Consider the following 26,960-nt stretch of genomic DNA (forward strand, 5'->3'; position numbering starts at 1 on the left):
CCCGTGGTGCGACGCCGGCAACGACCGTCGAGGCCAGTCGTAGATTCCGGGTTCTCGCCTTTGGCGAGCCCAGGAATGACGGTGCGGTGTCTAGTTTCCGCCGCCGAAACGCCGATCCAGCTTGCCGATCTGGCTCTGGAAACCCAGCGTCGACATCTTCGTCCAATGCGGATCGGGATGCGGCTCGAGCGTCACGACCATCCGCGTCAGGTCGCCCAACGGCTGAAACTCCACCTCGATCGAGACCTCGTAGGGAGCGACGCCCGCGACGAAGTCGATGATGTGGATCAGGCTCAGCCTGTCGTGCGGCTCGAATGCGCCGAAACGCCCGTTGGTCATGTGCGAGATCGGCTGGCCCATATGCTTCATGGCCGCGATGGCCTCAGGCGCATCCGCGATCATGTCGTATCGGAGCACGCCGCCCGCGCATGCCTCCAGGGCGTGCACGTCGACGCGAAAACCTTCCGGCCCCCACCAGGATTCGAAGCCCTCCTTCGTCGTCCAGAGCTCCCAGAGCGGCTCGGCCGCCGCGGGATAGGTGCGCTCGACGACGACCCTTTCCTGGGCGCTGCCGGTCTGCGCGAACGAACCTCTGTCACTCATGGGCGTGGCTCCTTCTTGGGGGTGGTGCGGTCGCTGCGCTTCTTGTCGAGGGCTGCGCCGAAGCGATCGAGGCGGGCTTCCCAGAGCTCCCGGTAGCCGGAAAGCCAGGAATCGAGTTCGCGAAACGGTTCGGGTCGCAGGGCGTAGAGCCGCTGCTGCCCGTCCGGCCGCATCGAGACGAAGCCGGCCTCGCTGAGGATGCGCAAATGCCGGGAGACGCCCGATTGATGGATGCCGGCCTTCGCGACGATGTCGCTCACCGGCCGTTCGCCCTGGCGCAACGTTTCCACGATGAGCCTGCGCGTCGGATCGGAGAGGGCTTCGAAGGGATTTATATGCATGACAATGTATATGCATATCGATGCATTGATTGGGATACAAGCGGGGCGATGCTAATGAGCGGGCAGAGCGCCTGCTCTTTCGCGGCCCGGCGTGGCATATCGGATTGACTTCACGGGCCCGGGCGTGAGCCTTTGCGCCCGGCGGCCGGACGGGGTCGCGTCAGGGCCGGCCGACTTCGATGCTCGACCTCGCGACTCGCGTCTACAACCACAATTTCCGCATCGACCCGATCATCCGGTCGCTGCTCGACACCGATTTCTACAAGCTGCTGATGGCGCAGACGATCTTTCGCCGCCATCGCGACCTGCCCGTCACCTTCGGCATAAAGAACCGCTCGCCGGCGATCCGTATCGCCGACGAGATCGACGAGGGCGAACTGCGCGCCCAGCTCGACCATGCCCGCAGCCTCAGGCTGACCCGCGGTGAGGCGACCTGGCTTCGCGGCAACAGCTTCTACGGCAAGCGACAGATGTTCGCTTCCGAGTTCACGGATTGGCTCGAAGGCTTCCGGTTGCCGCCCTACGAGCTGGAGAAGCGCGACGGCCAATACGTGCTGACCTTCCACGGTCCGTGGATCGAGACCACGCTATGGGAGGTGCCGGCTTTGGCCATCCTGAACGAGCTGCGCTCGCGCGCCACGCTGAACGGCATGGGCAAGTTCGAACTGCAGGTACTCTATGCCCGCGCGATGACGCGGGTCTGGGAGAAGATCGAGCGTCTGAAGCGGTTGCCTGACCTCTCCATCGCCGATTTCGGCACCCGCCGCCGCCACGGCTTCCTTTGGCAAGATTGGTGCGTGCAGGCGATGCAGGAGGGGCTCGGCGGGGCTTTCCTCGGCACCTCGAACTGCCTGATCGCGCAGCGCCGCGAGGTCGAGGCCGTCGGGACGAACGCACACGAACTGCCGATGGTCTACTCGGCCTTGGCCAACGACGACGCGGCCTTGGCGAAGGCGCCTTACGAGGTGCTGGCCGACTGGCAACAGGATTACGAGGGCAACCTGCTGGTTGCGCTGCCCGACACCTACGGCACCACCGGCTTCCTGGCCGATGCGCCCGACTGGCTCACGGCCTGGACCGGAATCCGTATCGATTCGAAGGACCCGATCGAGGGCGGCGAGGAAGCGATCCGCTTCTGGGAGTCCCGTGGCTCGGACCCGCGCGAAAAACTCGCGATCTTTTCGGACGGGCTCGACATCGCCGACATCGAGCGCATCCACGCGCATTTCCACGGCCGTCTGCGGATCGGCTACGGCTGGGGTACGCTGCTGACCAACGATTTCCGCAGGTTCATGCCGGACAAGCGGCTCGACCCAATCTCGATCGTCTGCAAGGTGATCGAGGCCGATGGCCGGCCGACCGTGAAGATCTCCGACAATCCGTCGAAGGCGCAGGGGCCGGCAGCGGAGGTCGAGCGCTACAAGCGCGTGTTCGGCGTGGGGGAGCAGGCGGCACAGCCCGTGCTGGTTTGATCGGGCGGCCGCCCCCCGCCGCCAGGCGCAACTTCAGCGCGTCGCCCCCGCCTGGCAGATGAGGGCGTCCTGGTCGCTGGTGCCACCGCCGATCAGCTTGCCCTCGACGATGCCGGCACGGCCAGCCGTCCCTCGCCGGCCTTGTTGCGGTACTGGCTCGCGATGAAGAGGCCTTTCAGCGGCCGGATCACCGGGACACAGGCTAGGAGGAGAAGCGGCAGGGTCAGTACCACGTGGACCCAGAACGGCGGATCATAGGCAAGCTCCAGCCAGATGCCGAAGGCCGTCACGGGGAAGGCCATCGTCATCATGATGAAGAAGGCCGGCCCGTCGGCGGGATCGGCGAAACCGTAATCGAGGCCGCACGCCTCGCATTCGGGCTTGAGGGTGATGAACCCTTTGAAGAGGTGTCCCTCGCCGCAGCGCGGGCAACGGCAACGCAAGCCGACGGAGAGGAGCGATTGATCGGTCATCCGTATCTTCTCCACGATCTAAGTCCCTCCATCAGAGCCGCCTAGCACCGCGAATGAGGGTTGCTTCTGCACAATGTATGGCTTACTAATCCATACATTGTGCACTTCTGGGCTCAGCAGAGCCGATAATCAGGTTGCTTTGCGTCGCAACGGCCAGTTTCGCGGTACGCATACAATGTAGGGACTTGTAAGGCAACAATGAAGCTCTGGAGCCCGACAATCGCATTTGGCGGTGGGTCGAAATACCTCGCCATCGTCGAGGCGCTGGCGCGCGACGTGCGCAGCGGCGCGCTCGGGCAGGGTGACCGTCTACCGGCGCAGCGCGCCTTGGCGAAGCAACTCGACGTCGACCTCACCACGGTCACACGCGCCTTCAACGAAGCGCGGCGGGTCGGGCTGATCGACGCGACGGTCGGCCGGGGCAGCTTCGTCAGTCGATCCGCGCCGCCAGCCCCCGGTCGACGCCAGCCGTCCCCCCCGGCCAGCGTCGATTTCAGCATGAACATGCCGCCGCAGCCGCCGGAGGCGCGGCTCGCCGAGCGGATGCAGGCTGGCCTCGCCGCGCTCGCCGCCACGCCGGGCTTCCTCGACCGGTTGCACTACCAGGACAGCGCCGGCGTCATGGCCGATCGCGCCGCCGCCGCCGAATGGCTCGGCCGGAGGCTGGGTCCGGTTCCCGTGCAGCGGGTCCTCGTCGCCAGCGGCGCCCAGACGGCGCTGGCCGGCATCCTCGCCGTGACGCTCAAACCGGGCGATAGCCTCTGCGTGCCCTCGCTGACCTATCCCGGGCTGCGCATGGCGGCAGAGCGGCGCGGGGCAAGGCTCGTCGCGGTAGCAGCCGACGCGGACGGTGTGATCCCCGAGTCATTTCGCGAATGCTGCCAGCGCGCAGGGCCGCGGGCGCTCTACCTCGTGCCGACGCTCGACAACCCGACCACTGCCACGCTGCCGGCGCGGCGGCGTGAGCAGATCGCGGAGATCGCGCGTTCGCACGGTGTCGCGATCATCGAAGACGACGCCTACGGTAGCTTGCCGCCCGACGCGCCCGCGCCATTCGCGGCGCTGGCGGGCGACATCACCTGGCACGTCGCAACGCTGTCGAAATGCGTCAGTCCGAGCCTGCGTATCGCCTACGTGGCCGCGCCCGGGACCGGCGAGGCGGTGCGGTTGTCTTCCGAATTGCGCACCATCAGCATGATGGCTCCGCCGCTCGGCGCCGCGCTCGCCTCGCACTGGATGGCCCAGGGCGAACTCGATGAGATCGTTGGCGCCATTCGCTCGGAAAACCGGCTCCGACAGGCGATCGCCAGGGAGACCTTGGCAGGGCTGTCGATCCAAAGCCAACCCAGCGGGCACCACCTCTGGCTGACATTGCCGGAGACTTGGCAGCGGGCCGAACTCGGCGCGCATGCGCGCCAGCTCGGCGTCACCGTGATCTCGAGCGATGCTTTCGCCATCGGCCCGGCCCCGGAGGCGATCCGGATCTCCCTCGGCGCGGCCCCGGATCGGGAAACGCTTCGCTACGGCCTCAGCCTCCTGGCGATACTGCTGACGCAACCGCCTGGAAGCGTTTCGACGGTCGTCTGATCGAGGCTCGGCCTAACCAAATTGCAGGGCATGATCCGGCTGTCGGGATCGGCATGCGTGTCGTCTATGCCGGCCGGAAACCGATTTGGGCGCGAAGCGGACTGTCCGGTCCGATGCAGACCGTCTGCTAATTCAGTCTCGGCCGCGATCGCGAGAGTGTCGAAATCGCACGACAAAACGCGCTATGCTTGGGTATGTTGTATATGCCACAAGCGAACAGTGGATCAAGACGCGAAAACTAAATCTGGGGCAGCGCGATATGGCTCAAGACAGCATCGTCGGAACCTGGGTCGTGAACCACCTAGAGGGCGCGATTCCAAAATTTAAGTACAAGTACACGTTTTCAGCCCCGACCGGCAATAAACCAGGCTCCGTTCAGTGGCGGGATTTTTGGGACGCCGGATCGAATGGAGTGGGAACTTGGACGCGTATTGGAGGCAGGGTCAACATAAACTGGACCCGGTCGTCGACGACGAACGAATACCTGATGATGGCTCCGACGGTGCTGGGAGATAGAGCATCAGGAGTAGCGACAACCAGCTACGGCACTTTCGCCACGCTGGCTGAACGAACCGACGTCGTTGATCCCACCCAAGATTTGATGCAGCAATGGGCCGACAACTACGGCAACTTCGAGAGTCCGTATATCTGTCCTTGGGCGATACCGTACTCGCTCTACATCGCTCCCAAGAAAACGACCTTCAAGCCCAACAAAGCCCCTTTGACCAAGATCAACGGATTGGCGGTCCATACGACGTGGATCTACCAGAGCCTAAGCGGCCCAGCCTGCGTTTCAAGCTGCGTCAACGATTGGGCCGGGAGAGGAGTCGGAGCGCACTTTATCATCGTGACCGATGGAACGTTGATCCAGGTCAATCCGATCAACCGCGTCGCCAATGCGCAAGGGGGAATAGCCAACAATTTTTGGATCAGCGTCGAGATCCAGACGAGAGAAAGCGAGGCTACACCAAATCAGATCATGTCGGCTCAATTTTTGTTTTCTTGGGTCGTCGGCAAGGTTGGTTGCCGCAAGGCATTGGCTACGGGTTTCGTCGGAGACTGCCTCGTCCCCAAGGATCCTATGCAAGCTGCGCTCGCGGCCAATGCAAAACGGGATTACGATCCCGTGACCAAACGCATTTGCTCAGAGACGACAACCAAACTGAACGAAGCTGTCATGTCTTCGGGGTTGTCTTGTCATTACTGGCTTTACCCCATCAAACCCTGTCCTGGCACACCGCTGCTCAAGCAGTTGCCACTGATCGCAAAAGGCTACTGAGCGCTGCGTATTCGGCTGGATCGGAGCGTTAGCCGCGTCGGCCCCGAGACAGTCCGGAATGCGGCTTGGCTCCTCCGGTCGGGCGAGTCGCGAGCCAGAGCACGTGACGGCGACCACCGCCGCCATGCGCCCGTACCCGTTCCTCCTCGACGGCAAAGCCCGACCGCTTGAGACGGGTGGTGAAAGCCGCATCCGGCCCCTGCGACCAGATTGCCAGTATGCCGCCGGGGCGAAGCGCAGCGCGGGCCTGGGCGAGACCTTCCAGGCCGTAAAGGCGATCGTTCTCCGCCCGCATCAAGCCTTCGGGGCCATTGTCCACGTCGAGCAGGATCGCATCGTATTGGCCGGGCGTCCGGCGAATCTGGGCGCCGACATCGTCCACCCGAAGATCCACGCGCGGATCGTCGAGGCTGCCCCCAAAGATCGGCGCCAACGGGCCGCGCGCCCATGCGGCGACGGCCGGGACGAGTTCGGCGACGACGACGGCGGCGTCCGGCCCGAGCGCATCGAGGGCGGCGCGCAGAGTAAAGCCCATGCCGAGGCCGCCGATCAGGATGCGGGCGCGCGGTCGATCCCGGAGCCGGGCGCAGACCAGCGTGGCGAGCGCCTTCTCGGATGCGCTGACGCGGGTGCCCATCAACTCGGTCGGGCCGATGAAGATCGAATACTCCTCACCCCGCCGCATCAAACGAAGCGGGGTGTCCTCACCGGGGATCGGGCCGGTATCGAGATGCTCCCAGGGGATCATCGGGATGCTCGCTGGGGGGAGTCGGATCGGCCGCGGCGAAGGTGGATCGCCACGGCCAAGGTCTCGAAGAGCGATCAGGCGGTGCCGACGCTCGCCTTGACGATCTTGTCCGGGGAGCGCGGCGGCTCGCCCTTGTTGATGGTGTCGACGACGTCCATGCCTTCGATGACCTTGCCCCAGACGGTGTACTGCTTGTCGAGGAAGCGGGCGCTGTCGAAGCAGATGAAGAACTGCGAGTTCGCCGAGTGCGGGAAGTTGGTGCGTGCCATCGAGCAGGTGCCGCGCACGTGCGGCTCGGCGTTGAACTCGGCGTTCAAGTCGGGGAGATCCGAGCCGCCCGAGCCAGTCCCGGTCGGGTCGCCGGTCTGGGCCATGAAGCCGTCGATCACGCGGTGGAACGGCACGCCGTCATAGAAGCCCTGGCCCGCCAGCGTCTTGATGCGCTCGACGTGGTTCGGAGCGACGTCGGGGCGCAGCGCGATCACGACGCGTCCCTTGGTGGTCTCCAGGACGATGGTCTCGTTGGCCTCTGCCATTCTCGATACTCCTCGAGTTCTTCGGTTTCTGACCGATCGCGCGATCGCGACCGAGTGATCGGGCTACCTGCCCTGGATCGTCGAGATCCGGATGCTGGGTGTGCGGCGTTCGAAGACGCGGTCTTGGCGAAGCCAGCCGCGTCAAGGCCCGCAGACCTACGCGCCGTCTGTCTCTGTTGGGCGAGCGGTTCCCCGTACCAGAGGCACGAGGTCCAGGTCGAGAGACCTATCGGCATGGATCGCAGGCGGCCCGGCCGTCGATGTCGAAGCTCGGCCGTTCAGACGCCCTGGCCCTTCGGTCCGTCGTAGATGAAACGAAGCGAGAGCGGCCGCCCGGCAATGGCGCCGCCAAGCCCTGGGGTGACCCGGGCCGGAGTGCAATGGCGGATCGCCGACAGGCTAGCCTCGACCAGCAAGGCCTTGCCGCGCTCGTCGGCGGGCGTCTTGGAAAACGTGATCTGCGGGGTGCCGATCAGCGAGCCGTCGCGCCGCAAGCTGAAGCGCACGGTGATCTCGGTGCGCTCGAACTTGGCGAGGCCTTCCGGAGCCGTCCAGCAGGCAGAGAGGGCCGGGAAGAGCTCGCGCAGGGTATTGGCGGGATGATCATTCTTCGACTTGGGGTCGATCGGCACCTGAGCCGTGTGCCGAAGCCCCTGAGGAAGGCTGAGCGGTGGCTGCAGCCATCGCTCGTAGGCAAAGGCCGGCGCCGGCAGCGCCACTGCCATCACGGCAAGGGCAGCGAGCCGGCGCATGGCGCGTCTCAGTTCCCGAGCTTCATCGAGACGATCTTGTCGGGGTTGGTCACGGCGCCACCGGGAGCGCCGGCATCGGCCTTTTTGATCTTGTCGACGACGTCCATGCCGCTCGTGACGACGCCGACCACCGTGTACTGGCCGTTGAGGAACGGCGCGTCGCCGAGGCAGATGAAGAACTGCGAGTTCGCGGAATTCGGATCCTGCGAGCGGGCCATGCCGACGGTGCCACGCTTGAACGGCGCGGAGGAGAATTCGGCCGGGATGTTCGGCAGGCTCGAGCCGCCGGTGCCGTTGCCCTTCGGGTCGCCGGTCTGGGCCATGAAGCCGTCCATGACGCGGTGAAACTTCAGGCCGTCGTAAAAGCCCTTCCCGACCAGGGCCTTGATCTGCTTCACGTGCTTCGGCGCGATTTCGGGGCGCAGCTCGATGGTGATGCGGCCGTCCTTGGTCTCGAGGGTGACGGTGTTCGAATCCGCCGATGCGGGCGCGGCGAAACCGAGCGCCGTGGTGAGCGCGAGCGTGAGGATGGCGAGCCGGCGGTTCATGATGGGGTGGTCTCCGTGGTCGTTTCTAGTTTGGCGAAACGGGCCGTCAGTCGCTCGGCCACGATCTTGGGAACGAAGGGCGAGACGTCGCCGCCCATGGCCGCGATCTGCCGAACCAGCGTCGCCGTGATCGGGCGCACGCCGGTGGACGCCGGCAAAAACACCGTCTGGACCTCGGGCGCCATGGCCGCGTTCATGCCGGCGAGCTGCATCTCGTAGTCGAGATCGGTGCCGTCGCGCAGGCCGCGGATGAACATGCTGGCGTTGTGGCGGCGGGCGACCGAGACGGCGAGATCGTCGAAGGTGACGATCTCGACCTCGGCGCCCTCGGCCTCCGCGAGCGGTGCGCAGGTCTCTTTCAGAAGCTCCGCCCTCTCATCCGCCGAGAACAGCGGCGCCTTGCCCGGATGTACGCCGATGGCGAGGACGAGGCGCTGGGACAGACGACTCGCCTGCCGCACCACGTCGAGGTGGCCGTTGGTGACCGGATCGAACGAGCCGGCATAGAGGGCTGTGCGGACCATTGCGCAGCGGGTTAGAGCATTTCGCGCGCGAACGGAACGGCCCCCTTTCGTCAAAAGAAAAAGGGGCTCCGATCGGAGCCCCTCATCGTCTCTGTTCGTGTGGCGCCGGGCCGGATCGATCAGAAGCCGCCGAACTTGAAGTTCAGACCGGCCCGCACGATGCTGCCCTCGGTGTCGAAGCGGGAGTTGTAGCCGACGCCGGGGCCGCCCCGCGTCGCCACCAGGAGATTGCGGCTGCCGAGGTCGTAGCGCAGGTACTCGGCCTTGATCGTGACGGCACTGGCGCGGAACACGTTGAGGAAGGATTCCGTCGGCAGGGCGTACTCGATGCCGCCGCCATAGGCGTAGCCGGTCTCGATGGTCGAGCGGGCGCCGGAATACGTTATCGGAGCAGCGGTGCGGAAGGTGACGCTCTGGCTGACGTCGCCATAGGCGAAGCCGCCGGTTCCGTAGACGAGGACGCGGTCGAAGGCATAGCCGATGCGGCCGCGGACGGTTCCGAGGAAGCCGAGTTCGGTCCGGTAGCTGTTGGTCAGAACGTTCGGGTTGAAGACTGGGTTGAAGATGGTCTCGGTCCGGCGGCGCTGCAGATCCGTGTACTGGGCGTCAGCCTCGATGCCGAACACCACACCGCTGCCGGGCGTGAGCTGGAAGTTGTAGCCGACCTGGCCGCCCGCCGAGAAACCGTCCTGCGGCATCGCCACGTTGCGCCGACGCAGGTTGTTGACGACGTTCGCCTCGAGCGCCCCGATGCCGGTGGTACGGATCGTGTCGCTCTCGCTGAAGGCGTAGCCGGCATTCACGCCGAAATAGGCGCCCGACCAGCTGAAGACCGGGATCGGCACGAACACGGGCGGCGGAGCGGCGCGGCGGGGAAGGTCCGCCGCCATCGCGGTCGTGGAGAGAAAGGCTGCAGCCAGCACAGCCAGCGTGGTGGAATGTCGCACCGAGGTGATCCTACGAATCTGAGTGATCGTAGATCGCAACTTGCTTGACTGACCTCAGCTTAGCTATGACAAATCGGACACATCGATTGTCCAAGCGCCATACAAATCAGTATTACTCCCGAACGAGCAAGTCGCCACTTTAATCCCAGGCAATTAAAATAAGATCTGCCTGCGCTGTTTGTGCCGATAAGCCGCCTTCCGGCAGAAATTGACGTCATTTTTCTGGCGCGACAACCCCGAACCCGCGTTTCGGGCTCGGGGATTCCATTGCATGCGGCAGTGATCGAAGCGGTTTTCGATTCGGAGAATGGCAGTCCTCACGGAATACCGTTGCTCAATCCTCGCCGCCGCCCTCGTCATCCACCTCGACCTCGCCGCCTTCCTCGCCCTCGATATGCTCGACGGACACGACGCGCTCGGCCTTGTCGGTGTTGAACACCGTCACGCCCTGAGAGGCGCGGCCGACGATGCGGATGTCGTCCACCGGCACGCGGATGAGCTGGCCCGCATTGGTGACGAGCATGATCTGGTCGGAGGCCTCCACCGGGAAGGACGCGACGAGATCGCCGTTGCGGCTGTTGACCCGCATCGCGGTGATGCCCTTACCGCCGCGACCGGAGGTCCGGTACTCGTAGGACGACGAACGCTTGCCGAAGCCACGCTCGGAGAGGGTCAGCACGAACTGCTCGGCCGCGCCCATCTGTTCGTAGCGCTCCAGCGAGATCGCGGCGTCCGCCACGGCCTCGTCGGCAGCCTCCGCTGCCTCTGCGGCATCTTCCGTGCTGTCGCCGATGACCGCGCGGCGCATCTTGAGATATCCGGCGCGCTCCTCTGGCGTCGCCTCGAAGGCGTTGAGGATCGCCATCGAGATCACCACGTCGCCCGTCGCGAGGTTGACGCCGCGCACGCCGGTCGAGTCGCGGCCCTTGAAGACGCGGACGTCCTCGACGGGGAAACGGATACACTGCCCCTTGGCCGTCGTCAGCAGGACGTTCTGCTCGGGCTTGCAGATCTCGACATGGACGATGTGATCGCCCTCATCGAGCTTCATGGCGATCTTGCCGTTGCGGTTCACCACCGTGAAGTCGGAGAGCTTATTGCGTCGGACGTTGCCCGACGCGGTGGCGAACATCACGTCGTAGTCGTTCCAGGTGGTCTCGTCCTCCGGCAGCGGCATGATCGTGGTGATGCGCTCGCCCTGGCTCTGGAGCTGCAGGATGTTGACCAGCGCCTTGCCCTTGGCATTCGGCGCCGCGACCGGCAGGCGCCAGACCTTCTCCTTGTAGGCCTGGCCCTGGTCGGAGAAGAACAGCACCGGCGTGTGGGTGCTGGCGATGAACAGCCGCGTGACGAAATCCTCGTCGCGGGTGGACATGCCCGAGCGGCCCTTGCCGCCGCGGCGCTGGGCCCGGTAGGTCGCCAGCGGCACGCGCTTGACGTAGCCGGCATGGGACACGGTGACGACCATGTCCTCGCGTTGAATCAGGTCTTCGTCGTCGACGTTCGAATCGTAGTCGAGGATGACGGTCTTGCGCGGGGTGGCGAAGGCCTCGCGGACTTCGGCCAGCTCGGTCTTGACGATGGCCTGGATGCGAGCGCGGGAGCGCAGAATGTCGAGATAGTCGGCGATCTCTTCCGCGAGCTTCGCCAACTCGTCGCCGATCTCGTCGCGGCCGAGAGCGGTGAGGCGCTGCAGGCGCAGATCGAGGATGGCACGGGCCTGGACCTCGGAGAGCCGGTAGGTGCCGTCATCAGCGACGCGGTGGCGCGGATCGTCCACCAGGGCGATCAGCGGGGCGATGTCGAAGGCCGGCCAGTCGCGGGCCATCAGGGCTTCGCGCGCCGTGTTCGGATCGGGCGAGGTCCGGATTAGCCGGATGACCTCGTCGATGTTCGCGACCGCGATGGCGAGGCCGCACAACACGTGGGCGCGCTCGCGGGCCTTACCGAGCAGGAACTTGGTCCTTCGCGAGACGACTTCCTCGCGAAAATCGACGAAGGCCGTCAGCAGATCCTTCAGGTTCATCAGCTCGGGGCGGCCACCATTCAGCGCGACCATGTTGGCGCCGAACGAACTCTGCAGCGGCGTGAAGCGGTAGAGCTGGTTCAACACCACCTCGGCCATCGCGTCGCGCTTGATCTCGACGACGACGCGCATGCCGTCGCGGTCGGATTCGTCGCGCAGATCCGAGATGCCCTCGATCCGCTTCTCCTTCACTAGCTCGGCGATCTTCTCGATGAGCGTGGCTTTGTTCACCTGATACGGGATCTCAGTGAAGATCAGGGCCTCGCGCTCCTTGCGCAGCTCCTCGACCTCGGACTTCGCCCGCATGATGATCGAGCCGCGGCCCGTGGCGTAGGCCTGACGCACGCCCGCGCGACCGAGGATCGAGCCGCCGGTGGGGAAGTCGGGGCCGGGCACGATCTCCGTGAGCTGCTCGATCGTCATGCCCGGATCGTCCATCAGGGCGACGCAGGCATCGATCAGCTCGCCGAGATTGTGCGGCGGGATGTTGGTCGCCATGCCGACGGCGATACCGCCGGCTCCGTTGACGAGCAGATTCGGGAAGCGCGCCGGGAGAACCGTCGGCTCTTCGCGGGTGTCGTCGTAGTTCGGCTGGAAATCGACGGTGTTCTTGTCGATGTCGGCGAGCAGCGACGTCGCCGGCTTGGCGAGCCTCGACTCGGTGTAGCGCATGGCCGCCGGCGGATCGCCATCTACCGAGCCGAAATTGCCCTGCCCATCGATGAGCATCAGGCGCATCGAGAAGTCCTGCGCCATGCGGACCAAGGCGTCGTAGATCGATTGGTCGCCATGCGGGTGGTACTGACCGATCACGTCGCCGACGATGCGGGCCGACTTCACGTAGCGCCGCTCGGGCAGGAAGCCGCTCTCGTAGGCCGAGTAGAGAATGCGCCGGTGCACGGGCTTGAGACCGTCGCGCGCGTCGGGCAGCGCACGGCTCACGATCACGCTCATCGCGTAATCGAGGTAGGAACGGCGCATCTCGTCGGTGATGTTGACCGGCTTGATATCGGTCGCGGGCGGCGTCGGGGGCTCGCCCGCGCCGGGCTTGTCGTTGTCTGCCAAGGAAAAAAACTCTCTCGGGTCGTCTGGACCGGGTTGCGGTCCGTTTACCCGACTTGGCGCGCCTCCGCCAGCGCGCGGGCGCGTCGCGCGAGAGAAATCTTTGCAAGCCGAATCAGCATCTTAGCTCGGATCGATCGGGGTGCCTCCGGAGGCCCCGAAAACGTGAAGAGCCGGCCACACATTCGCGGTGCGGCCGGCTCTCGAAGTCGGACGAAATGCAGATGCTAGGCCGCGCGCATCTCCGCCAGGAACCGCTCCACCTCGCGGCGCAGTTCTCCGGCATCGCGCGACAGCTCGGCGGCCGTGGCGAGCACGTTGGTGGCGGCCTCGCCGGTGCCGCGTGCATCGTGCTGGACGTGGGCAATCGAACCGGTGACGACGTTCGTGCCGCTCGCCGCCTGGGCGATGTTGCGGGCGATCTCCTGCATCGCGGCCTGCTGCTCCTCGACCGCCGCGGCGATGGAGGTCGAGGCGTGGTGCATCTCGCCGAGCGTCGCGCCGATGCCCTGGATCACGCCGACGGCCTCGCGGGTCGCCTCCTGGATCTGTGCGATCTGTGCGGTGATCTCGTCGGTGGCGCGGGCGGTCTGACCTGCGAGCTCCTTTACCTCGCTGGCGACGACCGCGAAGCCGCGGCCGGCTTCACCGGCACGAGCCGCCTCGATGGTGGCGTTGAGGGCGAGCAGGTTGGTCTGCCCGGCGATGGCCGAGATCATCGCGACGACGTCGCCGATCTTCTGCGCGCCGGCCGAGAGCAACTGGACGGACTGGTCGCTGCGGCGCGACTCCTCCACCGCACGACCGGCCATGCGCGAGGAATCCTCGATCCGGTTGCCGATCTCCTGCGCCGTGGCGGTCAGCTCTTCCGTGGCGGCGGCGACGGCCTGGACGTTGCTCGAGGTCTGCTCTGCAGAGCCGGCGACATCGATCGCCCGCGCGCTGGTTTGCTCGGCGACGCTCGACATGGTGCGCGCCGTGCTCTCCATCTGTGCGGCGGATTGCGACAGGCCGCCGGCCAGGCGCCCGATCCGGACCTCGAAGTTCTCGGCGATCTTCGCCATCGCGCCGCGGCGCGCGGCCTGGCTTTCTTCGTGGGTGAGCGCGTCCTGGGCAATCTGGTCCGCGGCGCGGGCCTTCAGGCTCTCGCGGAAGGTCGCGACCGCTCCCGCGATCTCGCCGATCTCGTCGTTTCGGTCGCTGCCGGCGATCGTGGTGTCGAGGTCGCCCGAGGCGAGGCGGCCCATCGAGGCGGTCAGGGCCTTCAGGGGACGCGACACCGAGCGGGCGAGGTAGATCACCACCCCCAGGCAGACCAGCGCGATCGGCAGGACGAGGGTCAGCACCGACCAGATGGCCTGGGACATCGCGGCATCGATGTCGTCGACGTAGATTCCGGTTCCCATGGCCCAATTCCACTCGGGAATGGACGCGACGTAGCTGATCTTTGGCTTCAGCGTGTCGCTACCCGGCTTCGGGTTCGAGTATTCGAGATAGGGATTGCCCGATTTTGCGGCCTCGATGATCCGACGGGTTATGTATAGACCCGTGGCGGGATCCTTGCTGTCGAACCGGTTGTGGCCGAGATAGTCGCTGCGGATGTGCACCAGCGTATTGCCGCTGTAATCGTACACGAAGATGTAGTTCGAGCCTTCGAAACGCGTCTGATTGAGCAGGTCTTTGACCATGCGCTGGGCGTCGGCCTCGCTCATGGCGCCCGACTTCGCGCGCTCCACGAGCGGGCGCACCGTCGAGAGGGCGGTTTCGATGAGGGTGCGAACCTGCTCGCGCTTCTGCGCGACCATCGAGGACCGGAACTCCGCCATGGCGAGACCGAGACAGGCGGCCGCCAGGAGGCCGGCCAATATGGCGACGCCGATGAAGCGGCGGCTGATGGTGAACCTGAAACGTGACATCGAAACCCGGCGCTCCCTCACGGTGCCGGGCTTGTTCAAGGCAGTCCGCGATCTCGAACGCGGCATGCTCCTCGATTGACGAGGTTTGATCACCGACACATTGGAATGGTGTATTCCAGACGTGGTTAAGGTTTGATGTGCAGTGCCCGCCGATCCGAGACCGGCGAAGGCTGTGTTGCAGCAGGATTACTCTCCGCCGAACCTGGCAGCCTCCGGCCGATCCCAACCGCAACTCGGCTCTGCCGAACGCCGTGCCGATCCGGGCCTAGAACGGGATGTCGTCGTCGAGGTCGTAGTTCGGCTTGCTGCCACCACCGCCACCGCCACCCGAGGGACGTCGATCGCCGCCGGAGGAGCGACCGCCACCATACTCGCCGCCGCCGCCGCCGTAATCGCCGCCGCGGCTGCCGCCCCGATCGCCACCACGGCTGATCTGGCCGCCACCCTCGTCCTCGCCGGCAAAGTCACCGCCACCGCCGCCGCTGCGGCCGTCGAGGATGGTCATCTCGCCGCGGAAGCGCTGCAGCACCACCTCAGTGGTGTATTTCTCGACGCCCGACTGGTCGGCCCATTTCCGGGTCTGGAGCTGACCTTCGATGTAAACCTTCGAGCCCTTGCGCAGGTACTGCTCGGCCACCCGCGCCAGGTTCTCGTTATAGATCACGATCGAGTGCCACTCGGTCTTCTCCTTGCGCTCGCCGGAGCTCTTGTCCTTCCAGGATTCCGAGGTCGCGATCCGCAGGTTGACCACCGGGTCGCCCGAGGCGAGGCGGCGCGTCTCGGGGTCGCGCCCGAGATTGCCGACCAGAATCACCTTGTTCACGCTGCCCGCCATCGCTCTCTCCTTCCGATCACTCTCACTGGGCCGACGTCATGCCCGACGGGGCTTTCATGGGGTGTGCGGGGCCCGTCGGCAACCGGACGCCCACGTTTATGCGCATCGAAAACGTCACGCGTATGTTCTTTTTTTGTTCTTTTGATCCGTCAAGGGTTTTCGTGGCGTCTTCCACTGGAACGGCAGCGTCGTCACGGCCCCTTCACGGCCGGTAGGAGGCGGATCGGCTTGCCGCCCGCGGCGGCTCGGCCTATGAGCCCGGCCTTCATCACAATGACGGGAGAACGGGATGCGGCCTTCGAAGCGCGCTCCGGACGCGATGCGCAAGGTCACGCTCGAGCGGGCGGTCGCCCGCTACGCTGAGGGCTCCTGCCTCGTCACCTTCGGCGAGACCAAGGTGCTGTGCACGGCCTCTCTCGAAGAGCGCGGACCGCCCTGGCTGCGCGGTTCCGGCAAGGGCTGGGTCACGGCCGAATACTCGATGCTGCCGCGCGCCACGCACGAGCGCACCCGTCGCGAGGTCAACTCCGGCAAGCCGTCGGGCCGCACGCAGGAGATCCAGCGCCTGATCGGACGGTCCTTGCGCGCCGTCACCAACCTGCCGGCGATCGGCGAGAAGCAAATCTCGATCGATTGCGACGTGCTCCAGGCCGATGGCGGCACCCGTACGGCCGCCATCACTGGCGCCTGGGTCGCGCTCCACGATTGCTTCTCCTGGATGCGCCAGCGCTCGATCATCTCGGTCGATCCTCTGCGCGACCACGTCGCCGCGGTTTCCTGCGGCATTTACAAGGGCGCCCCGGTACTCGACCTCGAATACGTGGAGGACTCGGCCGCCGACACCGACGCGAACTTCGTGATGACCGGCAAGGGCGGCATCGTCGAGGTTCAGGGTACGGCCGAGGCCGAGCCGTTCTCGGAAGAGCAGTTCCTGGAGTTGCTCAAGCTCGCCCGCGGCGGCATCGCCGAGCTGATCGAACTCCAGAAGCAGACCATCGCGTGAACACGCCCCGCCTTCTCACGGGCCGGGTCGTCATCGCGACCCACAATGCCGGCAAGCTCGTGGAGATGCGCGAGCTGCTAGCGCCGTTCGGCATCGAGGCGGTCTCGGCTGGCGAGCTAAATCTGCCCGAGCCCGACGAGCCGGGCACGATGTTCGCCGAGAACGCGGCCATCAAGGCGCATGCGGCTGCCCAGGCCTCGGGCCTGCCGGCCTTCGCCGACGATTCCGGTCTTTGCGTCGAAGCGCTCGACGGCGCGCCCGGCATCTTCTCCGCCCGCTGGGCTGGCCCGAACAAGGACTTTTCCGGCGCAATGGCCCGGATCGCCGATGAGGTCGCGCGCCGCGGCACGCCTTCGACTCGCGCGCATTTCGTCTCGGCGCTGATGCTCGTCTGGCCCGACGGCCATACCGAGCTGTTCGAGGGGCGCGTCCACGGCGATCTTGTGGAGCCGCGCGGCACGCTCGGCTTCGGCTACGACCCGATGTTCAAGCCGGACGGGCACGAGCGCACCTTCGGCGAGATGTCCTCGGCCGAAAAGCACGGCGTCGACTGGCATAGCGGGGCCGCCCTCTCGCACCGCGCGCGGGCCTTCGTACTGCTCGCGGCGGCATGCCTGCGCAGACCGGGATGACCATCGACGCGCGGGCGCCAGACCACCCGACCCGTGACGCGGGCTTCGGCATCTACCTGCACTGGCCGTTCTGCGCGTCGAAGTGCCCGTATTGCGACTTCAACAGCCACGTCCGCCACGCGGGCGTCGACGAGGCGCGCTTCCTCGCGGCCTTCCGCAGCGAGATCGCCCACACCGCCGCGCGCACGCCCGACCGCACTGTGTCGAGCATCTTCCTCGGCGGCGGCACGCCGTCCCTGATGAAGCCGGAGACGGTCGCCGGCCTGCTCGATGCTGTGGCCGGGGCCTGGAGCATCGCGCCCGAAGTCGAGGTGACGCTGGAGGCCAATCCGACGAGCGTCGAGGCCGAGCGCTTCCGCGGCTACCGGGCGGCCGGGGTCAACCGCGTCTCGCTGGGCGTTCAGGCGTTGAACGATACGGACCTGAAGGCCCTCGGCCGACTGCACAGCGTCGACGAGGCGCTCTCGGCGGTGCGCACGGCCGCCGCGCATTTTGAACGCTATTCCTTCGACCTGATCTACGCCCGGCCCAAGCAGACGCCGGAGGCTTGGCGGGCCGAGCTGAGCGAGGCCATCGCTCACGCGGCCGAGCATCTCTCGCTCTACCAACTCACCATCGAGCCGGGCACGCCGTTCTTCGGTCTCGCCCAGGCCGGCCGTCTGGTACCGCCGGACGACGAAGATGCCCGCGTGCTCTACGACGTCACCCAGGAGGTCTGCGAGAAGGCGGGCCTGCCGGCCTATGAGATCTCGAACCACGCGCGGCCGGGCGCGCAATCACGGCACAACCTGCTGTACTGGCGCTACGGCGAATATGCCGGGATCGGCCCGGGCGCCCATGGCCGCCTCGTCCAGCCGGAGGGGCGCCTCGGCACGGTGACGGAGAAGCTGCCGGAGGCGTGGCTCACCCGCGTCGAGCGCGACGGCCACGGCATCGTCGAGACCGAAAAACTCGTGCCAGACGACGAGGGCGACGAGTTCCTGATGATGGGCCTGCGCCTCAAGGAAGGCATCGACCCGGCGCGCTACACCGTGCTGAAGGGCAGGGCGCTCGATCGCAAACGGCTCGAAACCCTGATCGCGGACGGCCTCGTCGCCATGACCCCAACGGGGAACGTCGCGGCGACTCCTCGCGGCGCGCCGGTCCTCAACGCGCTGGTGACGGAACTTTCCGGGCAAGTGTGAACCTGTAGACAGAAACTCTTGCGGCATCAGCGAGTTACAGGTCAGACCAGCCTGAGGGAACGATGCCGCTTTTTTTCTTTGAGCTCGATGACGGGCTGCGAAGCTTCGACGACAACGAAGGCTCCGAGCATGCGAGCGCCGAGGAGGCGCGCCAGGAATTGGTGGCCGCCCTGGCGATGCTCGCGAAGGACGAGCTTCCGGACGGGCACATCCGAGACTTCACCGGAACTCTGAGGGACGGCGACAGGAGGGTGCTCTTCAACGCAACCCTCTCGCTGCGCAGCGGTTGGGTGGATTGATCAGCGGCCTGCATACCAGTCCCACCTACCCCGTTTCAGAGCGGTCGGAAGTCTTCATCGGTACGCGACCTTGCTGCTTCGACCGACAACCCTGATCAGGGATTGGCTCGGCCAACATGAACTATCGAGAGCACCGCATCTTTTCTCGCGTCTGAAGGGTATGGCCGGTAGCGCCTGGAGTTCGGAATGACCGAAACGCAGATCCTTCGCTCCGACGAGAGCGAGAGCCCCGATGAGCCCAAGTTCTCCGGTAGCCGCAACCGCCTCCTGAGCATCCTCGATCCGCAGGACTTCGCGCTGCTCGCACCCGCTTTCGAGCGCATTTCGCTATCGCTGAACGAGATCCTGCTCGCGGCGCATACGCCGATCCAGCACGCCTATTTCATCGAAGAGGGCCTGATCTCGATCGTCGCCGACGTCAGCAGCACGGAGGGTGGTCGCGTGGAAATCGGGATCGTCGGCTACGAGGGGCTCGTCGGCTTGCCTCTCGTCCTCGGCGCGGACCAATCCCCTCACATCGGCCTGGTTCAAGCCGAGGGCTATGCGCTTCGCATCCCTGCCGCCGACCTTCAGATGGCGATGCACAAGAGCGCGTCGCTTCGCGGTGTGCTCGGCCGCTTCGCGCAGAGCCTCATCGTGCAGGTAGGGCAAACGGTCTATGCCAACGCTGATCTCAACATCGAGGCGCGACTGGCACGCTGGATCCTGATGACGCAGGACCGTCTCGGCCGCGACGAGCTGCCGCTGACTCACAAATTCCTCTCGTTGATGCTGGGCGTGCGCCGCCCGAGCGTGACGATGGCCACCCAGCTCCTGGAAGGAGAGGGCATGATCCGGGCGCGGCGCGGCCGGATCACGGTGCTCAACCGCGAAAAGCTTCTCGACCTCGTCGGCGACGCCTACGGCGTATCGGAGGCCGAATACGAGAGACTGCTGAAGCGGGCCTGAGCCGGAAGCGGCGTCAGATCCCGGAAGGACCGAGGGAGCGCGGTGCCGGGCTCGTCACCGCCGCCGCGCCACCGCGGATCTCGTACACCGCCAGCGCCCGGTCGCTCGCGCCATCCGGCCGGAACCGGAAGGTCCCGTCGATACCGGTGAAGCCCGACGGCGTCGTCAGCGTCGCGTCGGTGAAACGCTGGGTGCCGTATTGTCGGCTGAGGGCCGCGGTCAGCGAGACGGCATCGTAGCCGAGCGACGCCACGCGCGGCGGCACCGACCCGTATTTGGCCTGGTAACGCTGGGAGAACGAGGCGAAGCCGGCGGAATCCGGTGCGGCGAAGGCCCCACCCTGGAAGGCCGGCAGCGCGAGGATCTTCGGATCGTTCCATAGGGCCGTTCCGACCGGACGCACCCGCGAGGGCGAAAATCCCGCCTTTGTGAGCGCTGAAGCCATCGTGACGAGGCCGTCGGCCGAGCCCGGCAGGAACAGCGCGTCGGCCTGCGCATCGGGGCCTGAGATCACGCCTTTCAGCCTCTCGATGGCTGCACCGGGATCGGCCGGCGCGTAGCGTTCCAGGCCCACCACGCGACCACCCTTGCGCGCCACCGCTTCGCGGAACTGCGCTTCGACGGCGTTGCCATAGTTGGTTTCGGGGATCATCGCGGCGAAGGAGCGGCGCCCTCCGGCCGTCACCTCCTCGACGACGCGGTCGACCTCGGACTGGGGCAGGAAGCTGATGAGATACACGCCGCGCGCCGCCACGGCCGCGTCCGTCGAGAAGGCGATCACGGGTTTGCCCGCATTGCGCACCGGCGCACCGACGGCGGCGACGTTGGCCGCGAAGAGCGGGCCGAGCACCACCTCGGCACCATCCGCGAGCGCCGACTGCGCCGCCTCGCGGGCGCCGTCCGGCGTGCCCCGATCGTCCTTTACGACGATGCTGAGATCGGGCTTCTGGAAGTCGTCGTAGGCGAGTTCCGCCGCGTTCCGCAGAGCGGCGCCAACGCTCGCACCCTGTCCCGTGAGCGGTACGATGAGCGCGACCTTGACGCTGCCCGAGCCGATCTGGCCCGCACTCTGCTTCGAGGGCTGCGCCGCAGGTGCCTCGGCCTGGGTCGCGACCGCTTCGGGGCGCGAGCGAGGCGCATCAGGGCCGCCGACGCATGCTGCGAGGGTCCAGGCGAGGAGGCCAGCCAACGCGCCATGCGCGCATCCGATCTTCGGGCGGTCACACCTCATCCAGCGGCCTCCCCAAGCCTCGAACACCTGCACGATGTCGGCGGCCCGGCGAAAAGTAAATGCGAACTGGGCGCCGGAGGCGGTCCGCAACGCTGCACGAGCGTGGCATTGTCGTCCTCATGACACAGCGAATCGACAGGCGTGACCCGAAGCCCGGGGCGGCCAAACCCACCGCAACCTTCACGGCCTTCGGCCTCGCTGCCGAGGCGGAGCCGCTGCCGGCCGGCCTCTACATCGTCGCGACGCCGATCGGGAACCTACGCGACGTCACCTTCCGTGCCCTGCAGACGCTCGCCGCCGCCGATACCGTTCTCGCCGAAGATACGCGCGTCACTCGTACGCTGATGATGCATTACGGGATCACGACGCCCCTCGTTGCCTATCACGAGCACTCGAACGAGGCCGTGCGCGAGCGGATGATCCTGCGCATGCAGAATGGTGAGGCGCTGGCCCTTGTCTCTGATGCCGGCACGCCGCTGGTCTCCGATCCCGGCTACAAGCTCGTCCAGGCCACGATAGACGCGGGTATCGCCATCACCCCGATCCCCGGCCCGTCGGCGGTGATGACGGCAATCGTTGCGGCCGGCCTGCCCACCGACCGCTTCTTTTTCGAGGGTTTCCTGCCGCAGAAGTCAGGGGCTCGCCGGAACCGCTTGGAGGCGCTGGCCGGCATCCCGGGCACACTGGTGCTGTTCGAGTCCCCCCACCGCCTTCCGGAGATGCTGGCGGATGCCTCTGCCGTCCTCGGTGGCACCCGCCCCGCCGCAGTGGCGCGCGAACTCACCAAGCTCTTCGAGACGATCCGGCGCGGCAGCCTCGCCTCCCTCGCCGAGACCTTCGCGGAGGAGGGGGCGCCGAAGGGCGAAGTCGTGGTGGTGATCGGCACAGCCGTGGAAGAAGAGGTGGAGGAGGCCGACACCGATCTCGACGCGCGGATCGAGGCGGCGCTCGCCCGTCACTCGATCAAGGATGCGGCGGCCCTCGTCGCCGACGAGACCGGCCGGAAGAAGCGCGACGTCTACGCGCGTGCCCTGGCGCTCGCCCGGCGCAACGATGAGGGCGCCTGAGAACCGGCGCCGGGCGACCTACCGGCGCGGCCTCGACGGCGAGACCGTGGCGCTCGTCGCGCTCATGCTGAAGGGCTACCGCCCCCTGGCCAGACGTTTTTCTGCTGCCGGCGGCGAGATCGACCTCGTCATGCGCCGCGGGCGCACTATCGTCTTCGTCGAGGTCAAGGCGAGGGCGTCGATCGCCGACGCGCAGGTCGCGATCGACGCGCACAAGCGTCGGCGCTTTTCTCGAGCTGTGCGGGTCTGGCTGGCGCGCCATCCCCCGCCATCGGATGCGACTCTGCGTGCGGATGCTGTTTTCGTGGGGCGCCGGGCATGGCCCGTTCACCTCGTCGACGCATTCGCGATCGAATGAGCCGTCAGGCGTTTGCGGCCTTGATCGCCGAAATCAGCGTCCGCTTGAGATCGGCCTGGCTGAAGGGCTTCTGCACCACGGGGCGGTCCCGGAACGGCTCACGGATGCCGGCGCCGCCATAACCGGTGGAGAACACCAGCGGAAGGTCACGCTCGACGATCGCCTCGGCCACCGGATAGATCGGCTCGCCGGCGACGTTGACGTCGAGGATCGCCACGGCGAAGGTCTCGCGCTGAGCCATGTCGAGCGCGGTGGCGAGCCGCGCGGCAGGTCCCACGATCTCGCAGCCGAAATCGAGCAGCATGTCCTCGAGCAGCATCGAGATGGCGGCCTCGTCCTCGACGACCAGCACTCGTGCGCCTTTGAGGACGTCCTCGTTGGGTTCCGCGCTCACGCCGAATGGTGTCCCCTTCGATTCGCTCCGCTATCGGAACGCTGCCGCGATGGAGGCGGTCTTGTATCGGATTGTCGTGCAAGGCGTATCGGGCCGAGCCCGAAACGCTTGGAGGCGTCGCCTGTTATGCAAGGCGTGTCAAGCTCCCGGCAAGCCGCCTCGGGGCCTCGGTCCGGTGTAATGTTACGCGCCAATACATTCGTTGCAATCCGGCAACCGTCGGCCTGTCGGGCCGATGACCCAACGGGCCAAAATCTGACCCGACGCGGGATGATGGCCGCAGTCGGTGCGTTGGGGCTGGCAATCACCACGCCCCTTCGAGCGCAAAACGGCCGCCCCGTCGTCGTGGCCTCCAAGAGCGATACGGAAGGCGCGCTGACCGGCAGCCTGATCGCCCTGATCCTCGAAGGGTTGGGCCTCACGGTGGAGCGCAAGCTCGGCCTCGGGCCGACGCTCATCGTGCGCTCGGCGCTGCTCGCCGGGGAGGTCGACGTCTATCCCGAATATACCGGCAACGGCGCCTTCTTTTCCGGCACCGAGACCGATGCGGTCTGGAAGAGCGGGGCGGGCGGCTATGAACGGGCCCGGGCGCTCGATGCCGAGCGCGGTCTTGTCTGGCTTAAGCCGGCACCGGCCAACAACACCTGGCTCATCGCGGTCCGCGGCGGCCTCGCCCGCGAGCGCGGCCTCAGGTCCATGGCCGATTTCGCGGACGCCGTGCGGGACGGCGTGATCACTCTCGCGGCCTCGACGGAATTCGTGGAAAGCCCCGCTGCGCTGCCATCCTTCGAGGCCGCCTACGAATTCTCGCTCCCGGCCAGCCGGATCGTCAGCCTGCCTGGGGGCGACACGGCCGTGACGGCGCGGGCGGCCGCCGAGGGGATCAGCGGGGTCAATGCCGGCATGGTCTACGGCACCGACGGTGCGCTTGCAGCGCTCGATCTCACGGTGATGAGCGATCCGAAGGCAGCCCAGATCGTCTACGAAGTCGCGCCGGTGATCCGCGCCGAAACTTTGCAACATCACCCCGGCATCCGCGAGGCGCTCGATCCCGTCTTCGCCCGGCTCGAAGCGAATACGCTTCGCCGCCTCAACGCCAGGATCACCGTCGAGGGCGAAACGGCCGAGGCCGTCGCACGGGCCTACCTCGCCGAGGCGGGCGTCTCGCGATGACCGGCATCGCGAAGCCGCTCGACCTGCCTGCCGGCGTCAGCATCCGATACACGTTCTCCGTGCTCGCTGTCGCGAGCGCGCTCTCCTTCACCGTGACCGCGCTGCCGATGCTTCATCTCGCAGCCAATCGCCTGGTCGTGGGCACGCCGGTATCGGCTGCGGTGCTTGGGCAGACGGGCTGGCTGATCTGCGGCCTTTGCCTGCTCGGCGCATCCTGCATGGGAGCGACCCGCTCGCGTCTCGCCGCGCCGGTCGCGATGGTGGCCTTCGCCATGGCGCTCCTTCTGTTCACGGTGGCGCTCGGTCAGGCCGCCTCCGGCCTGACCGACGGCCAGCCGCCGGCCACGCGCGCCCGGCTCGCCTCGGGAGCATGGGCCGGCCTATTGCTGCTCGCCGGCACCTCGCTCTGGGCCGCCGGCAGGACACGGATCAACGGCGCCGGATGGCTGCTCGTCGCGGGTCTGCTCATCGGGTTCCTGCTCCTCCATCGAGCCGGGGCCTATGACGGCCTCTCGCTCGCCGTGGAGTACCGAGCACGCGAGGCCGTCGTGCAGGGGGCCGTCCTCCGGCACATCGCCCTGTCGGCCGCGGCGGTCTCGCTCGCAGCCGTCAGTTGCGTGCTTCTCTATGCGTGGCGAAGAAGTAGAGGCGTCGTCGAGATCGCCATCAACGGCCTTCAGGTGGTGCCCGCGGTAGCGCTGCTCGGGGGACTCGTCGCGTTGGCTTCGGGCCTGCTCACGGCCATTCCCGCATTGCGGGCGACCGGGCTCTCGGCGCTGGGGCCGGGGCCGGCGATCCTCGTCATTGCCGGCTACCTGCTCCTGCCGTTCTGGCGTGGGCTCGAGGCCGCGCTGCGTGCCGCCGATCCTTCGAGCCTCGATGCGGCGACGGCGATTGGGCTGACGCGTCGCCAGATCCTGCTCGACCTTCACCTGCCTCTCGGCGCCCCGATCCTCGTCGGCGCCCTTCGCGTGGCGAGCGTCCAGGCGATCGGGTTGGCGACGCTCGGCGCCCTGGTCGGTGCCGGCGGCCTCGGCGGGATCGTCTTCGACGGCATGGCGCAGTTCGCACCGGATCTGATCCTGCTCGGGGCGTTGCCGGTCATCGGCCTCTCGCTTTTCGTCGAGCGGGGTTTGAGCCTGGTCGAGGACGCGGTGCATCGACGGTGGCGCGGATGAGGCTTCGCGCGGCCCTCGGTCCTCTCCTCGTCGGCCTCGCCCTGGCCGCACTCAGCCACCCTGCCGTCGCGGGCCTGATCGCTGGACTCTTCGGAGCGCCGGCGCGGCGGCAACTGAGTGCGTCGCGGCTGCTCGAACTCGGCAGCCACCACCTCGCGCTGGCCGGCCTCGGGCTTCTGCTCGTCGGCGGACTCGGTGTCGGCCTCGGGATCACCGTGACACGAAGGCGAGCGAGCGGACTGCGCAGCGCCATCGACACGGCCGCCGCCGCAGCTCAGGCCGTGCCGCCTGTCGTGGTCGTTGCGCTGGCGCTGCCGGTGCTCGGCTTCGGCGGACCGCCGACACTGCTGGCGCTGGTCGCCTACGGCATCATGCCCACGCTGCGCGGCACGGTTGGCGCCATCGAGGCTGTCTCGCCCGAGGCGCGGGAAGCAGGCATCGCCCTCGGTCTGACGCCGCGCCAGGTTCTCACGCAGGTCGAATTGCCGCTGGCCGGTGCGGGCATCCTCGATACGCTGCGCGTCGCCCTGGTCCTGTCGATCGCCACCACCGCCGTGGGGGCGCTGGCCGGCGCCTCGACCCTCGGCACGCCGATCGTCGCCGGGCTGCAGAACCAGAACCTCCTGCCGATGCTGCAAGGCGCGAGCGCGACGGCGGCGCTGGCGTTTCTGGGCGACGCGCTGATGTTGGCCGTCGCCGCGCTGGTGCGTCGATAGCCGGACCAGTCTCGTCGTTGCAGGGCCGTTCACTTGTCCAAGAAGTCGACCTTCGCGTTCTTCTGGACGTGGCTGGCGAGGTCGCGTGCATCCCAGTTCGTCAGCCGGATGCAGCCATGCGACTCGGTCTTGCCGACCTTTTCCGGCTCTGGGGTGCCGTGGATGCCGTAGGAGGGGATCGAGAGATCGATCCAGACCAGACCGACCGGGTTGTTCGGCCCAGGTGCGATCTTGAAGCTTCGGCGGGTCTTCACGCCCTTGAACGCGTATTTCGGGTTGTAGGTGTACCAGGGATCGAAGGCGGCGCGGGTCGCCTTGAAGCTGCCGGTGGGCGCTGGCTTCTCCTCGCTGCCGATCGATGCGGGATAGCTGCGCAGCAAGGCGCCGTCCTCGCCGAAGGCCTGAACCCGCCGCGCCTGCTTGTCGACCTCGATCCGTGTCACCTTCGGGGCCGCCGGCAGATCCTTCGGCTTGCCGCGTTCGAGTGGAGGCACCGCGGCGACCGTGATCACCGTTCCGGCCTCGTCGAGCGCTTTGCCGGGGTTCAGCGCCGAAAGCAGGTCGCGCTGCATGTGGAAGCGTTCGGCGAGCATCTCACGGACGTTGGTATAGTCCATCGACTTGAGGTCGCGCTGCTTTTCGAGTTTCGGCGGGATCTTGGCGAAGGGGCCTCGCACGTCGTCATCCGTGATGGTGTAGCTCGTGACCACCGGGTCGGCGCTCGTCGCCTGCAGTTTATCGAAGACGGCGCGATCGAGGCCGCCGGCCGCCGGAAGCCCCTGCGCGCCGGCATAGACCTGGAGCGCGCCCTTGAGGTTGTCGCCGTCGCGTCCGTCGATGGCGCCGGGCGAGAACCGGGCGCGGTCGAGCAAGACCTGCACCTTGATGAGCAGCGGATCGGGGCGGATGTCCTTACCGGCACGTCGCGTGTTCGCCGCCGACGGCTTTTCGGTCTTCGGCTCGGCGAAGGTCGCGCCGTTGATGGCTTCGATCGTGAGTGGCGCCGGCTCGGGAGCCGCGGCCTTCTTCGCCCAGGCCGGACCGGCGAGACATGACAGTTCGAGCAGCACGACGCCAGCAAACACCCGATACCCGTTCATGGCCGTGGTCGATCCTCGTCGGCGGCCC

The 26,960-nt window shown here is 66.8% G+C and carries 28 protein-coding genes; 13 read left to right on the forward strand and 15 right to left on the reverse strand.

The genetic code is table 11. From position 1 onward, the window contains the following. Positions 1–90 precede the first annotated feature (90 nt). Both GGR33_RS08710 and GGR33_RS08715 read right to left on the reverse strand, forming a co-directional pair. Positions 91–603: an SRPBCC family protein gene (locus tag GGR33_RS08710; RefSeq protein ID WP_183504051.1), complete on the reverse strand. Its 513-nt coding sequence runs from the start codon at positions 601–603 to the stop codon at positions 91–93. Then, positions 600–944, reverse strand: a complete 345-nt coding sequence (locus GGR33_RS08715; RefSeq protein WP_183504053.1) for an ArsR/SmtB family transcription factor — start codon at positions 942–944, stop codon at positions 600–602. Before GGR33_RS08715 ends, GGR33_RS08710 begins: the two co-directional genes overlap by 4 nt. 179 nt (positions 945–1,123) lie before the next feature. On the opposite strand from GGR33_RS08715, the gene pncB reads away from it, so the two are divergent. Then, on the forward strand, positions 1,124–2,416 hold the full coding sequence (gene pncB, locus GGR33_RS08720) for a nicotinate phosphoribosyltransferase (RefSeq protein ID WP_183504055.1): 1,293 nt from the start codon (positions 1,124–1,126) through the stop codon (positions 2,414–2,416). Positions 2,417–2,508: 92 nt separating this feature from the next. On the opposite strand, the gene GGR33_RS08725 is transcribed toward pncB, so the two are convergent. Beyond that, positions 2,509–2,889, reverse strand: coding sequence for a DUF983 domain-containing protein (locus GGR33_RS08725; RefSeq protein ID WP_183504057.1), 381 nt, complete (start codon positions 2,887–2,889; stop codon positions 2,509–2,511). 198 nt (positions 2,890–3,087) lie between these two features. Here GGR33_RS08725 and GGR33_RS08730 point away from each other — a divergent pair, with 198 nt between their 5' ends. Together GGR33_RS08730 and GGR33_RS08735 are read left to right on the forward strand one after the other, a co-directional pair. Next, complete coding sequence (locus GGR33_RS08730; RefSeq protein WP_183504059.1) at positions 3,088–4,476, forward strand: aminotransferase-like domain-containing protein; 1,389 nt, start codon at positions 3,088–3,090, stop codon at positions 4,474–4,476. A gap of 259 nt (positions 4,477–4,735) precedes the next feature. Then, positions 4,736–5,755 carry an N-acetylmuramoyl-L-alanine amidase gene (locus GGR33_RS08735; RefSeq protein WP_183504061.1) on the forward strand — a complete coding sequence of 340 codons (1,020 nt, stop codon included), beginning with the start codon at positions 4,736–4,738 and terminating at the stop codon, positions 5,753–5,755. A gap of 28 nt (positions 5,756–5,783) precedes the next feature. Here GGR33_RS08735 and GGR33_RS08740 read toward each other — a convergent pair whose 3' ends face one another. The 9 genes from GGR33_RS08740 to ssb form a co-directional block, all read right to left on the reverse strand. Next, entirely contained in the window at positions 5,784–6,503 is a 720-nt protein-coding gene (locus GGR33_RS08740; protein WP_183504063.1) for a spermidine synthase, read from the reverse strand. Between the two features lie 74 nt (positions 6,504–6,577). Continuing rightward, positions 6,578–7,039: a peptidylprolyl isomerase gene (locus GGR33_RS08745; RefSeq protein ID WP_183504065.1), complete on the reverse strand. Its 462-nt coding sequence runs from the start codon at positions 7,037–7,039 to the stop codon at positions 6,578–6,580. A gap of 278 nt (positions 7,040–7,317) precedes the next feature. After that, positions 7,318–7,791 (reverse strand): hypothetical protein, encoded by a 474-nt coding sequence (locus tag GGR33_RS08750; RefSeq protein ID WP_183504067.1) that lies wholly within the window; start codon positions 7,789–7,791, stop codon positions 7,318–7,320. An 8-nt stretch (positions 7,792–7,799) separates the two neighbouring features. Beyond that, positions 7,800–8,339, reverse strand: coding sequence for a peptidylprolyl isomerase (locus GGR33_RS08755; protein ID WP_183504069.1), 540 nt, complete (start codon positions 8,337–8,339; stop codon positions 7,800–7,802). Then, the gene (gene coaD, locus GGR33_RS08760) at positions 8,336–8,863 is read right to left on the reverse strand and encodes a pantetheine-phosphate adenylyltransferase (RefSeq protein ID WP_183504071.1); all 528 of its coding nucleotides are present in this window, start codon (positions 8,861–8,863) and stop codon (positions 8,336–8,338) included. Before coaD ends, GGR33_RS08755 begins: the two co-directional genes overlap by 4 nt. Before the next feature lie 119 nt (positions 8,864–8,982). Then, positions 8,983–9,810 carry an outer membrane protein gene (locus GGR33_RS08765; protein WP_183504073.1) on the reverse strand — a complete coding sequence of 276 codons (828 nt, stop codon included), beginning with the start codon at positions 9,808–9,810 and terminating at the stop codon, positions 8,983–8,985. A gap of 334 nt (positions 9,811–10,144) precedes the next feature. Next, on the reverse strand, positions 10,145–12,901 hold the full coding sequence (gene gyrA, locus GGR33_RS08770; protein WP_183504075.1) for a DNA gyrase subunit A: 2,757 nt from the start codon (positions 12,899–12,901) through the stop codon (positions 10,145–10,147). A gap of 224 nt (positions 12,902–13,125) precedes the next feature. After that, a complete protein-coding gene (locus tag GGR33_RS08775; RefSeq protein WP_183504077.1) occupies positions 13,126–14,814 on the reverse strand; it encodes a methyl-accepting chemotaxis protein in 1,689 nt (562 codons plus the stop codon). 265 nt (positions 14,815–15,079) lie between these two features. Beyond that, positions 15,080–15,649, reverse strand: a complete 570-nt coding sequence (gene ssb, locus GGR33_RS08780; RefSeq protein ID WP_183504079.1) for a single-stranded DNA-binding protein — start codon at positions 15,647–15,649, stop codon at positions 15,080–15,082. A gap of 289 nt (positions 15,650–15,938) precedes the next feature. On the opposite strand from ssb, the gene rph reads away from it, so the two are divergent. From rph to GGR33_RS08805, 5 genes are all read left to right on the forward strand, one after another. Next, positions 15,939–16,652 (forward strand): ribonuclease PH, encoded by a 714-nt coding sequence (gene rph, locus GGR33_RS08785; RefSeq protein ID WP_183504081.1) that lies wholly within the window; start codon positions 15,939–15,941, stop codon positions 16,650–16,652. Beyond that, complete coding sequence (gene rdgB / locus GGR33_RS08790) at positions 16,649–17,284, forward strand: RdgB/HAM1 family non-canonical purine NTP pyrophosphatase (protein ID WP_183504083.1); 636 nt, start codon at positions 16,649–16,651, stop codon at positions 17,282–17,284. The genes rph and rdgB overlap by 4 nt, the downstream gene beginning before the upstream one ends. Beyond that, on the forward strand, positions 17,281–18,468 hold the full coding sequence (gene hemW, locus GGR33_RS08795) for a radical SAM family heme chaperone HemW (RefSeq protein ID WP_183505016.1): 1,188 nt from the start codon (positions 17,281–17,283) through the stop codon (positions 18,466–18,468). Before rdgB ends, hemW begins: the two co-directional genes overlap by 4 nt. 62 nt (positions 18,469–18,530) lie before the next feature. Continuing rightward, entirely contained in the window at positions 18,531–18,767 is a 237-nt protein-coding gene (locus tag GGR33_RS08800) for a DUF6894 family protein (protein ID WP_183504085.1), read from the forward strand. Positions 18,768–18,953: 186 nt separating this feature from the next. Further along, positions 18,954–19,715, forward strand: a complete 762-nt coding sequence (locus GGR33_RS08805) for a Crp/Fnr family transcriptional regulator (RefSeq protein WP_183504087.1) — start codon at positions 18,954–18,956, stop codon at positions 19,713–19,715. Between the two features lie 13 nt (positions 19,716–19,728). Here the strand turns inward: GGR33_RS08805 and GGR33_RS08810 are convergent, their stop codons facing one another. Then, positions 19,729–20,946 (reverse strand): penicillin-binding protein activator, encoded by a 1,218-nt coding sequence (locus GGR33_RS08810; protein ID WP_183504089.1) that lies wholly within the window; start codon positions 20,944–20,946, stop codon positions 19,729–19,731. Positions 20,947–21,065: 119 nt separating this feature from the next. Here GGR33_RS08810 and rsmI point away from each other — a divergent pair, with 119 nt between their 5' ends. Then, positions 21,066–22,013, forward strand: a complete 948-nt coding sequence (gene rsmI / locus GGR33_RS08815; protein ID WP_183504091.1) for a 16S rRNA (cytidine(1402)-2'-O)-methyltransferase — start codon at positions 21,066–21,068, stop codon at positions 22,011–22,013. Then, positions 22,000–22,371: a YraN family protein gene (locus tag GGR33_RS08820; RefSeq protein ID WP_183504093.1), complete on the forward strand. Its 372-nt coding sequence runs from the start codon at positions 22,000–22,002 to the stop codon at positions 22,369–22,371. The genes rsmI and GGR33_RS08820 overlap by 14 nt, the downstream gene beginning before the upstream one ends. A gap of 4 nt (positions 22,372–22,375) precedes the next feature. Here GGR33_RS08820 and GGR33_RS08825 read toward each other — a convergent pair whose 3' ends face one another. Continuing rightward, positions 22,376–22,765: a response regulator gene (locus GGR33_RS08825; RefSeq protein WP_183504095.1), complete on the reverse strand. Its 390-nt coding sequence runs from the start codon at positions 22,763–22,765 to the stop codon at positions 22,376–22,378. A gap of 273 nt (positions 22,766–23,038) precedes the next feature. On the opposite strand from GGR33_RS08825, the gene GGR33_RS08830 reads away from it, so the two are divergent. Genes GGR33_RS08830 through GGR33_RS08840 form a run of 3 tightly spaced genes read left to right on the forward strand, consistent with a single transcriptional unit; the run spans position 23,039 to position 25,832 of the window. Further along, positions 23,039–23,938, forward strand: a complete 900-nt coding sequence (locus GGR33_RS08830; RefSeq protein ID WP_183505018.1) for a glycine betaine ABC transporter substrate-binding protein — start codon at positions 23,039–23,041, stop codon at positions 23,936–23,938. Continuing rightward, positions 23,935–25,116, forward strand: a complete 1,182-nt coding sequence (locus GGR33_RS08835) for an ABC transporter permease subunit (RefSeq protein WP_246412923.1) — start codon at positions 23,935–23,937, stop codon at positions 25,114–25,116. The genes GGR33_RS08830 and GGR33_RS08835 overlap by 4 nt, the downstream gene beginning before the upstream one ends. Continuing rightward, complete coding sequence (locus tag GGR33_RS08840; RefSeq protein ID WP_183504097.1) at positions 25,113–25,832, forward strand: ABC transporter permease; 720 nt, start codon at positions 25,113–25,115, stop codon at positions 25,830–25,832. The genes GGR33_RS08835 and GGR33_RS08840 overlap by 4 nt, the downstream gene beginning before the upstream one ends. Positions 25,833–25,861: 29 nt before the next feature. On the opposite strand, the gene GGR33_RS08845 is transcribed toward GGR33_RS08840, so the two are convergent. Further along, positions 25,862–26,932, reverse strand: a complete 1,071-nt coding sequence (locus GGR33_RS08845; protein WP_183504099.1) for a L,D-transpeptidase family protein — start codon at positions 26,930–26,932, stop codon at positions 25,862–25,864. Positions 26,933–26,960: the final 28 nt, after the last annotated feature.

Origin of the sequence: Methylobacterium brachythecii (genome assembly GCF_014196345.1) — a bacterium.
GTDB lineage: Bacteria > Pseudomonadota > Alphaproteobacteria > Rhizobiales > Beijerinckiaceae > Methylobacterium > Methylobacterium brachythecii.